We start from the raw sequence: 9,767 nt of genomic DNA, 5'->3' as shown, positions 1-9,767 counted from the left end.
TTGAGCCGGGACCGAGCCCGAAGGGCGAGGACCCGTGTCGAAATCTCCGCAGCGTCGACGGCTGAATCGTCCAGTCACTGCTTGTAGTTCGCCAGGAACTTGCCGATCCGTCCGATGATCGCCTCGAGGTCGTCTGCGTGCGGCAGGGTGACGATCCGGAAGTGGTCGGGGTGTGGCCAGTTGAAGCCGGTGCCCTGCACGATGTGCAGCTTCTCCTGCAGCAGCAGATCGAGGACGAAGCGCTCGTCGTCGTGGATCTGGTAGTACTCGCGGTCGATGCGCGGGAATGCGTACAGCGCACCCTTCGGTTTGACGCAGGAGATGCCGGGGATGTCGTTGAGGGCCTCCCATGCGCGAGTGCTCTGCTCGTACAGCCGCCCGCCCGGCGCGGTGAGCTCGAAGATGCTCTGCCGGCCACCCAGGGCCACGGGGATCGCGTGCTGTGCGGGAACATTCGCGCACAACCGGAGGCCCGCGAGCATGGTCAGGCCCTCGAGGTAACTCTCCGCGTCGGCCATCGGGCCCGACAGTGCCATCCAGCCCGAACGCAGACCGGCGCACCGGTACACCTTGGACAGGCCGCCGAAAGTCACGCACAGCACGTCCGGTGCCAGCGACGCGGTGCTGACGTGGGTGGCACCGTCGTACAGGATCTTGTCGTAGATCTCGTCGGAGAACACGATCAGGTCGTGACGGCGGGCGAGGTCGAGGATCTGCTCGAGCACCTCGGTGGGGTAAACCGCGCCGGTGGGATTGTTCGGATTGATCAGCACGATGGCCCGGGTGCGGTCGGTGATCTTGGCAGCCATGTCGGCGAGGTCGGGGTACCAGTCGGACTGCTCGTCGCACAGATAGTGCACCGGGGTGCCGCCGTTGAGGGCGGTGGCCGCGGTCCAGAGTGGGAAATCCGGTGCGGGGACGAGGACTTCGTCGCCGTTCTCGAGCAGCGCGGTCATCGCCATCATGACCAGCTCGGAGACGCCGTTGCCGAGGAAGACGTGCTCGACGTCCACGTCGAAACCGCGGGTCTGGTAGTACTGCGCCACCGCGCGGCGAGACTGGAGTAGGCCCTTGGAGGTGGAGTAGCCGGTGGTGGTCGGCAGGGTGCGGACCATGTCCGAGAGGATCTCCTGCGGCGCATCGAGACCGAACTCGAGCGGATTGCCGGTGTTGAGCTTCATCACATGATGCCCCTCGGCCTCCAGTCGAGCCGCGGTTTCGGCCACCGGGCCCCGGATCTCATAGGAGACCCCCGAGAGCTTGCTCGACTGCTTGAGCTGCATGAACGTTCCTTCCTGGGATGGCGACGCGCTCATTCTACTTGGTCGGCCCAAGTGGTTGCTTGGAATATCCAAGTAAGCGCTACGATGGACAGCATGCCACGCCGGAGCTATCAGCACTACTGCGCCATCGGACGGTCCCTCGACGTCGTCGGGGATCGCTGGAATCTGCTGATCGTGCGCGAATTATGTGGCGGCCCACGCCGATACAGCGATCTGTTCGCCGATCTCCCTGGCATCAGCACCGACGTGCTCGCCGCGCGACTCCGCGATCTGGAGGCCGACGGTGTGCTCATGCGACGTCGGATGGCGCCGCGCGCGAGTGCCGCGGTGTACGAGCTCACCGAGGACGGTCATCGGTTGCGGCCGGTTCTCGCCGCATTGTCGGATTGGGGTACCGATCGCCTCGGCGACCGCGGCAGCAAGGACGCCGTCCGCGCCCATTGGCTGGCCCTGCCCCTGGCGCGGGCGATCGCCGACCGTCGGCCCGATGCCACGGTCAACGTGCACCTCGGTGGTGAACCGCCCTTCCACATCCTTTGTGCCGGTGGGCAGATCGAGTACCGCGACGGCGAGGTCGCCGAGGCCGACGCCGAGTTGCATCTCGACGTCGACACCGCGGTGGAGATCGTGCTGGGGAAGGTCGACGCGGAGATCTGAGCGGGTGAGGGACGACGGCGGCAGGGCCGCATCGTCGGTGGGGCCGGGCGGTGGTGCGCACCGGGCGTGCACCCGACGACGCTAGGATCACCGCATGTACGGTCCGGGTGCAGTGGAGGGATGGCGGAATGGCTGGTCGACCCGGACGTAAGGACGAGCTGCTCGCCACCTTCATCACACACGTCGCCCAACGGGGTTACGACCAGACCAACCTCGGTGACATCGCCGCAGAGTTGGGCATGTCGAAGGGCACCATCGTCCATCATTTCGGGACCAAGGCGCAGATGCTCCGCGACCTCGAGAAGAAGTATGTGACGCGTCGACGTGCCGAGGTGGACGTGATCTGGCGACGCCTGGATGCGCCTGCCGATCGCGTGGCCGCCGTCATCTACGCGAGTGTGCGGTATCACGTGATCGATCGCGCGGCCACCGTCGCCACGCAACGGGAGATCATCCAGCTCGACGATGATCCCGAGATGCAGGCGATTCGTCAGGTGCGCGCGGATATCGAGCAGTTGGTGCGCGATGAGATCGCTCGCGGGATCACCGCGGGAATCTTCCGCCGGGTGGATGCCGATATCGCGACGATGCAGATCCTCGGTGCCGCGCAATGGATGTGGACCTGGTTCGATCCGGCGGGACAGTACTCGGCGGAATCCGTCGGTGCGGCGATGGTCGACGTGACGCTCGGCGGGCTCCTGGCCGACCGGTGTGGTCTGGCCGAGCTGGCCGATCCGGCAGGTCGGGTCAGCGGGGTCGTCCGCGCGTGTGTTGTTGCCGCCACCCCGGATTCACCTGACCGGGACGCAAGTGCCCGGGCCACGTGTGACACCGACGCCATGCGCCCGGGCCTGGTGGACCCGGACACTCCCACGCCGGCCGGAGCCCGGCAGTCGTAGGGGCCCGGGGGTCCTGTTCGGGGACAACGGATCAGGGACGCGTCTGCGGGTCACCTCAGGATTCCGCGCGCAGCACGCTCGCGTTCGGCGACGGCGTCGGCGTGTGCCTCCTCCTCGGGAGTGGTCACCGCGAGCAGTGCGGTTCCCGGTCCGGCCGACGGTGAGTGCTTCACCTGGATGCGGAAGCTGATCGCGGCGGCCACGAACGCGACACCGGCCCCGATCGCGAGTCCGATGATGACGCCGGAAGCCGCGCCTGATGCGGATTGGAACAGGAACAGGCCGAGCAGCAGGAAGCCGACGAGGGCGAGCAGGTAGGCGATCAGTGCGGGTGGAACGGGGGCGGACTTGTGTTGGGTGGTCATGACAACTCCTCGGTGATCGACGCGGGTGGCGCGGTGGGTGTGATCGGCAATGGTGCGGGACCGGCTCGGGCATGCCATCGTACCGCTACGCTGACTGTAGCGCTACATATAGTGTAGCGCTAGATCGGTCCACATGCACTGCGGTAACCTGCATGAATTGCATGCGGCAGCAGCACAAGGGGTTTCGAGGGCAAGGGGTTTCGGCAATGGTCGACCGGCAGACAGGCGGTACCGTCCGGCCCGAGGTTCGGGGCACGGCAGACGCCAAGATCGCTGCCGCGACTCTGGAGCTGTTGCGGACGAAGGGGCCGGCTGCGGTCACCATCGACGGCGTGGCCGGTAGGTCCGGTGTGGCCCGGACCACCATCTATCGCCGATTCTCCGACCGCGACGAGATGCTCGCCGCAGCGTTGCTCGCCGTCGGCGTCCCCGATCCGGAGGGTGTCGGCGAGTCCGACGCGGAGCGGCTGCGGTGGGTGATCGAGAACGCCGGTGGGCTGATCTTCGACGGGATCGGGCTCGGCGGTATCGCCGCGCTGGTGACCGGGGTGGACCCACAGTTCACCGAGGTCTTCCGGCGCATCCTGCGGGTACATCTCGCGGCATTGACCGCGTTGCTCGCGCGTGACCATGAGCGGACCGCCGACGAGCGATTCGTCGGGATGCTCGTCGATGCCGTGGTCGGTGCGCTGGTGGCCGAGCATGCCCGCACGGGTGCGATCGCCGACGGCTGGGTCGATCGGCTGCTGGGCTTCTTCACCCCGGTGTTCCACGCACACATGACCGGCGGGAGCCGTTAGCTCTCCGCCGGTCACGGTGTTCGCAGATGAGGTTATGCGGTAACGGGTGTCGTCGTGGCGTCCCGTCGTGCGGCGATCCAGAACATCAGGCTTCCGGCGATCAGCCAGCAGGTGAGTACCAGCAGCGGCCGGGCGATGGCCGCTCCGTCGAAGAAGGCGATGTCACGCAACAGGGTGCCGGTGGCGCCGGGCGGCAGCATCTGTCCGATCGCGCCCCACGGTGTGGGCAGCATCTCCGGAGCGCTGGTCAACCCCGACAACGGGTTGCCCAGCAGGATCAGCAGGACCGCGGCGATCCCCAGGCCGGCGCCGCCGAGCAGACTCTTCAGACCCAGGACCGTCATCGCGGTGGCGGCGATCCCGAGTATGGCGCCCAGGGAGGTCAGCCAGTAGTTCCCGTCGAGTGTGCCCACGATGAACTGCAGGGTGGCGGTCAGGCCCAGACCGCCAACCACGGCGAAGGCGCCGACGGCGATCAGGCGATGACGTGTCGTCCGGATGGTGAAGAGGATCGCCACGGCCCCGATCCATCCACCCAAGGCCATCGGTAGGGCCCCGGCGGCCAGTCCGGCGCCACGGGGGTCGTCGGACGGGAAGCTGCGCACGTTCTCCACGGTGGCCGTGGTTCCGTTGGCTGCGGCGACCTGCTCGGCCATCTGCTGGACCGCGGTGGCCGCGGATGCGCTTGCGGCCGTGGCCACCAGCACGTTCACCCCGCGGTCGGGGGTGAGGACGACGGCGCCGTAGATCTTGCGGTCGAGGATGGCCGTGCGTGCCGCGTCGGCGTCGTCGTATCGGCTGAAGTCGAAGCCGTCGGCCTTCGATTCGAGCTGTGCGGCAGCGGCTTCCGGTGCCACGACGCCGACCTGGATACCGTGTGCGCCGGTGTTGACCGCGGGTAGCGCGAAGGCCAGGAGGAGGACGCCCAGCAAGATGGTGAGACCCACCACGAGTCCGACGACGTGGCGCAGGTCCTGCTCCGAGGTCTCGGTGGTGTCGGGAGTCTGGGCCGTCTCAGGGGTGGGAAGGTCGGCATTCGGGATGTCGGGTGCGGGGACGTCGGTGGTGGACATGTCGCATTCCTCGGGGTTGTCGGCTGATCGCCGTTAGATACGGTGCGTTTCTTATTCGCCCAACGTAGGCTATTCCCGCAGGTTGCACAAGACCCATTCGACGAACGGAGGACCACGGTGGCCGGAACCCGACGTCGCGGCGCGGAGCTCGAGGAGGCCATTCATCGGGCGGTCCTGGAACAACTCGATGCGCACGGGTACGCCGGCGTCACCTTCGAGGGTGTCGCCGCCGCGGCGGGCACGAGCAAACCGGTGCTGTACCGGCGGTGGCCCACCAAGGCCGAACTCGTGTTCGCGGCGCTGCGCACCCTGATCAGCGGGATCGTGCTGGAGATCCCCGACACCGGGACGCTGTCGGGGGACCTGTCGGCGGCGCTGGGTGCCGTCCGCGACCACCTCGACACCTTCGACCGCCGCACCCTGCTCGGACTGATCGCCGAGGTCGACGAGCGCACCGCGGATGCGTTGCGGCAGATGCTCTTCGACGTCGGGGCGCGCGTGGTGCGGCCGATCACACAACGCGCCGCGGAGCGGGGCGAGCTCGCCGACGTGTCGCTGCCGGACTGGCTGCTGGCCGTCCCGTTCGACCTCGCCCGCCACGATCTGCTGATCACCGGGGCCCTGCCGGATGCACGGATCGAGGCGATCGTGACCGCCGTGGCGCTCCCGGTGTGGGTGGACTGGGGCCGCCATCAGTGAGACGCAGACGTCGGGAAGACACGAGACGGGGCTGCTCCCACATGTGTGTGAGAGCAGCCCCATCTCGTCCCCCGAGCTACAGGTCGAGAACCAATCGGTCTCCTTCGCAACGGGATACACAGATCATCATGGTCTCGCTCCGTCGGCGCTCCTCGTCGGTGAGGACGTGGTCCCGGTGATCCGGCCGGCCGGCGAGCACCGTCGTCTCACAGGAACCGCAGATCCCTTCCCGGCACGATGACCGCACATCTGCACCGGCCCCCCGGACCGCGTCGAGGACCGACTCGTCCGGGTCGACGGCGACCGTGGCTCCGGTGCGGGCCAGTTCCACCGAGAACGCGGTTCGGGGACCGGGATCGGTGGGGGTCGCGGTGAACCGCTCGAGATGCAACTCGACCCGGTCGTCCGCCGCGCAGGCGTCCGCCAGGGCGTCCAGCATCGGCCCCGGACCGCAGGCGAGGACGACGGTTCCGGGTGCGCAGCCGGCGATCGCGGCCTCCAGATCGAGCATGCCGTCGGTGTCCTGGGGGCGGATCGTGACCCGACCGCCGTGGCATTCGAGTTCTGACAAGAAGGCCATCGAAGCCCGCTTCCGGCCGCCGTACAGCAGCGTCCATTCCTTCCCTCGCCGTTCCGCCTCGGTGATCATCGGCATGATCGGCGTGATACCGATCCCTCCGACGACGAAGAGGAACGATTCCGCGTCCGGCATCGGGAAATGGTTCCGGGGACCTCTGACCCGAATCGTCGAGCCGGTGGTGATCTCATCGTGGATGAAGGTCGAGCCGCCGCGGGACTCCGCTGCGCGGAGAACTGCTATCCGCCAGCGGGTCTGGTCGTCGGGGTCACCGCACAGCGAGTACTGCCGGGTCCGGCCCTCCGGCAGGGCGAGTTCGATGTGTGCACCGGGCTCCCACCGAGGCAATGTGTTGCCACCGGGGGATCGCAGCGTGAGTTCGACAACCTCCTCGGCCACGGTGGTCATACTCTCGACGGCCAGCTCGACCTCCCCGGGGGGCACCGGCGGCAGGATCGGGTTCGACTGCAATCCAGTCGATTCGGTCGGTACGTCCGTCGGTGCATCGGTGAGTGCGGCCCATGTCCTTCGATGGAACATCGCTATGGTCGATTCGCGTCCGGTCATCAATCGTCCCTGCGGTACCGCATTGCAGTCGTAGCCCGCCTGTTGTGCCGCGACCACGGCCTTGTCCTCGGCAAAGGTCTGGTCATACAGGTCGAGCCATTTCCTCAGCACCGTGGGGTCGGTTCCCGGCCGGACGTAGGTGTCGACGACGAACCGCACCTCACGAGGACCGCGGGGCACGACGCGGGCGACGATGGCCGAGACGTCGTCCACCGACAGTGATGTGACCGGCCACAGATAGAGGAAGCGGAAGCCGTCCAGCGCGGATCGATCGGCAAGTCGTTCGGCGAGTGTGGTTGCCGGGGCAGCCTGGATCGCGACATTGCCGTACTCGGTGCACACGTAGTCGCGCGGCGCGGTCTCGAAGACCGTCGCGAAGGTGGTCTCGTGTACGAGGGGGCAGTGATAGCACTCGAGTGCGTTCTCCGTGAAGAGTTTCCAGTTGGCCGGCACGTCATAGGTGAAGGTGCCGCCGAAGTCCCAGTCGGCGAAGCCGAGGTCGAGGCTGTCGATCTGGGGGAGTGCATCGCCGATGAACTCGCGCAGCGGTGGGGCGCCGACGTCGGGATTGGCGAAGACGAAGCCGAGCAGGGTATCGACCAGAACTGGGCGCAGACCCATTGTCTGCCTGTCGAATTCGTCCTCATCCTGTAAGCCCGGTGCCGACCGCAGGGAACCGTCGGTGGTGTATGTCCAGCCGTGATAGCGGCATTGGAGCAGTTGCCGGCATCCGGCGCCCTCGGCCACCGGATGGAGTCGGTGGCGGCACACGTTGACGTGTCCGTGGAGGGCGCCGTCGCGGCCACGGACCACGACGATCGGCAGATCGCCGATCTCGGCCGTCAGGAAGCACCCGGCTTCGGCGAGCTGGTTCTCGCGTCCGACGCAGTACCACGCCTTGTCGAGGATCTTCTGCTTCTCGACGGTGTAGTGGGTCGGGTCGGAGTACATCCATGCCGGGAGCTGCCAGCCCCTGGTCAAGGACTCGCCGATCGCGTCGTCGGGGTGCCGGTGGGGGATGGTGGTCATCGAATTCCTCTCTCAGGCGTCTGTGGCGCGCTGGGGAACCGGTGCGGCGGAGGTTCCGGTGGCCGATGGCTGCAGGTGGCTCCGATCGCGCAGTATCAGTCCGGTGCGGTCCTGGACGAGTTGGCGGTAGGCGTAGAGCACGACTCCGAACAAGAGGAGGGCGAGACCCAGCAGGACTTCCTTGGGTCCTCCGGCGTAGCTCAGTCCGGGATTGAGAACGCCGACAACCAGGATGACGATGTTGAAGGACGCCACGGTGACGGCGATCGGAACCCAGATCCGCGGCAGGCGAATCGGGCGTGACGCGTCGGGCCGATCCTTGCGGAGGAGCACGAAGGCGATCACGGCGAGGACCACCGCGAGGAGGTATCCGAGGTTGCTGGCGAGGAGGACGGCGACCGGATTGCCCACGAACACGAGGATGGCGAGATTGACCACCATCGTCGCCCAGATCGCCCGGCTGGGCATTCCGCGTGAGTTCAGGACGCCGAGTTGCCGGATCGACATCTTCTCCTCGGACAGTCCGTACAGTGCCCGTCCCGCGTCGGCCGACGAGGAGATCATGCTCAGGAACATCGCGCCACACAGGATCAGGGTGACCACGTCCGAGAGTCCTCCGGAAATGCGGTCGATGCTGACGATCCCGTAGGTGATCGGGTTGGCGGTGAAGTCGTCGCCGGAGAGTTGACCGGCCGTCGCGACGGGCACGAGTGTGTAGACGCCGACCATGAACAGTGCGATCGAGGTCAGTGCTCGCGACGTGTCGCGTGTGGTGTCGCGATACTCGGGTGCGAAGATCGAGCAGAGTTCCGACCCGTAGATCGACCAGGCGCAGACGTAGATCCACACCAGGACCGCGGTCCAGTCCCCGTCGATGTGTGAGCCGAGATTGGCACCCGACCACTGTCCGGATGCAAACGGGCCGGCGATCAAGGCGATGAGGACGATGATGAACGCGACGCCGATCACCTGGTTGAACCGCAGCGCGAGGCGAATGCCGAGCACGTTGACGACGGTGCAGGCCACCACCGTGATCGCGCAGATGACGTGGGGGATACCGAAGGCGACATCGCCGAGGGTGAACAGCGTCCACGAGGAGTCGGGGAACCATTGGGCGGTCACGAGCTGGCCGATGGTCAGGCCGACCAACGACAGTACGAGGCCCCAGCCGCACCAGTAGCCGAATGCGGCGATCGGTGCGATCGGTGCGAAGTACCGCTTCCAGCCCTCCGCGGCGAACATCGCCAATCCGCCGGCCTTGTCGGCGAACATCGCGGCCATCTCCGCAAAGATCTTGTTCTGGCAGAGCGCGATCACGGAGAGCAGAGCGCAGATGACGATCGCCGGGATCGCCCCGAGTGCACCCACCACATAACCGACGGAGACGAACAGGCCGTTGGCGATCGGGACTGCCATCATGAAGCCGTCATACCAGCGCAGTGTCTTCGGTGGATGAACGGACCCATCGTGTGAAGTGTTGTTGCTCACCGTGATCCCATTCCTTCGCTGATGAGCGGACTGATCGCCGTCGCCGGCATCTCCGCGGCCTCGATCTCGATGTTCCCGAGCAGTGCGGCCATGGCCATGAACTGCGGCAGATTCTCGGCATCCGCGTTGGCCGCATCGGCGGCCTCGCGGGTTTCGTAGATCCACACCTCCAGCCATGTTCGGTCATCACGCCGGGCGCACACCGGGACCGACCGCAGGCCCGGGTGGGCGGCCTTGACCTCTGTGATCGCGGCCTGACGGCGTTGTATGAACTCGTCGACGTCGGATGGTTCGACGGTGAAGCGCACGAACTCGACACAGTATCCCATG

General features: G+C 66.8%; 10 protein-coding genes. 4 read left to right on the top strand and 6 right to left on the bottom strand.

What is annotated here, in order from left to right:
• Positions 1 to 74: 74 nt before the first annotated feature.
• Entirely contained in the window at positions 75 to 1,283 is a 1,209-nt protein-coding gene (locus tag ACWDUA_RS16195; protein ID WP_449752019.1) for a pyridoxal phosphate-dependent aminotransferase, read from the bottom strand.
• A gap of 93 nt (positions 1,284 to 1,376) precedes the next feature.
• Between ACWDUA_RS16195 and ACWDUA_RS16190 the strand changes: the two genes are divergently transcribed.
• The gene (locus tag ACWDUA_RS16190; RefSeq protein WP_449752018.1) at positions 1,377 to 1,940 is read left to right on the top strand and encodes a winged helix-turn-helix transcriptional regulator; all 564 of its coding nucleotides are present in this window, start codon (positions 1,377 to 1,379) and stop codon (positions 1,938 to 1,940) included.
• Positions 1,941 to 2,068: 128 nt separating this feature from the next.
• Positions 2,069 to 2,839: a TetR/AcrR family transcriptional regulator gene (locus tag ACWDUA_RS16185; protein WP_449752017.1), complete on the top strand. Its 771-nt coding sequence runs from the start codon at positions 2,069 to 2,071 to the stop codon at positions 2,837 to 2,839.
• Positions 2,840 to 2,889: 50 nt separating this feature from the next.
• On the opposite strand, the gene ACWDUA_RS16180 is transcribed toward ACWDUA_RS16185, so the two are convergent.
• Positions 2,890 to 3,204, bottom strand: coding sequence for a hypothetical protein (locus ACWDUA_RS16180; protein WP_449752016.1), 315 nt, complete (start codon positions 3,202 to 3,204; stop codon positions 2,890 to 2,892).
• Between the two features lie 206 nt (positions 3,205 to 3,410).
• Here ACWDUA_RS16180 and ACWDUA_RS16175 point away from each other — a divergent pair, with 206 nt between their 5' ends.
• On the top strand, positions 3,411 to 4,004 hold the full coding sequence (locus tag ACWDUA_RS16175; protein ID WP_449752015.1) for a TetR/AcrR family transcriptional regulator: 594 nt from the start codon (positions 3,411 to 3,413) through the stop codon (positions 4,002 to 4,004).
• 32 nt (positions 4,005 to 4,036) lie between these two features.
• Here the strand turns inward: ACWDUA_RS16175 and ACWDUA_RS16170 are convergent, their stop codons facing one another.
• A complete protein-coding gene (locus tag ACWDUA_RS16170; RefSeq protein ID WP_449752014.1) occupies positions 4,037 to 5,077 on the bottom strand; it encodes a hypothetical protein in 1,041 nt (346 codons plus the stop codon).
• Positions 5,078 to 5,194: 117 nt separating this feature from the next.
• Between ACWDUA_RS16170 and ACWDUA_RS16165 the strand changes: the two genes are divergently transcribed.
• Complete coding sequence (locus tag ACWDUA_RS16165; RefSeq protein WP_449752013.1) at positions 5,195 to 5,776, top strand: TetR/AcrR family transcriptional regulator; 582 nt, start codon at positions 5,195 to 5,197, stop codon at positions 5,774 to 5,776.
• Between the two features lie 76 nt (positions 5,777 to 5,852).
• Here ACWDUA_RS16165 and ACWDUA_RS16160 read toward each other — a convergent pair whose 3' ends face one another.
• The 3 genes from ACWDUA_RS16160 to ACWDUA_RS16150 are packed head-to-tail and all read right to left on the bottom strand — an operon-like array spanning position 5,853 to position 9,766.
• Complete coding sequence (locus ACWDUA_RS16160) at positions 5,853 to 7,949, bottom strand: SRPBCC family protein (protein ID WP_449752012.1); 2,097 nt, start codon at positions 7,947 to 7,949, stop codon at positions 5,853 to 5,855.
• A 12-nt stretch (positions 7,950 to 7,961) separates the two neighbouring features.
• Positions 7,962 to 9,437 carry an APC family permease gene (locus ACWDUA_RS16155; protein ID WP_449752011.1) on the bottom strand — a complete coding sequence of 492 codons (1,476 nt, stop codon included), beginning with the start codon at positions 9,435 to 9,437 and terminating at the stop codon, positions 7,962 to 7,964.
• The gene (locus ACWDUA_RS16150; RefSeq protein WP_449752010.1) at positions 9,434 to 9,766 is read right to left on the bottom strand and encodes an antibiotic biosynthesis monooxygenase; all 333 of its coding nucleotides are present in this window, start codon (positions 9,764 to 9,766) and stop codon (positions 9,434 to 9,436) included. Before ACWDUA_RS16150 ends, ACWDUA_RS16155 begins: the two co-directional genes overlap by 4 nt.
• Position 9,767: the final 1 nt, after the last annotated feature.

The sequence above is a fragment of the Gordonia sp. NPDC003376 genome (assembly GCF_053589235.1).
Note: the sequence above shows the minus strand (reverse complement) of the source record. Positions and strands in the feature narration are given on the sequence as shown.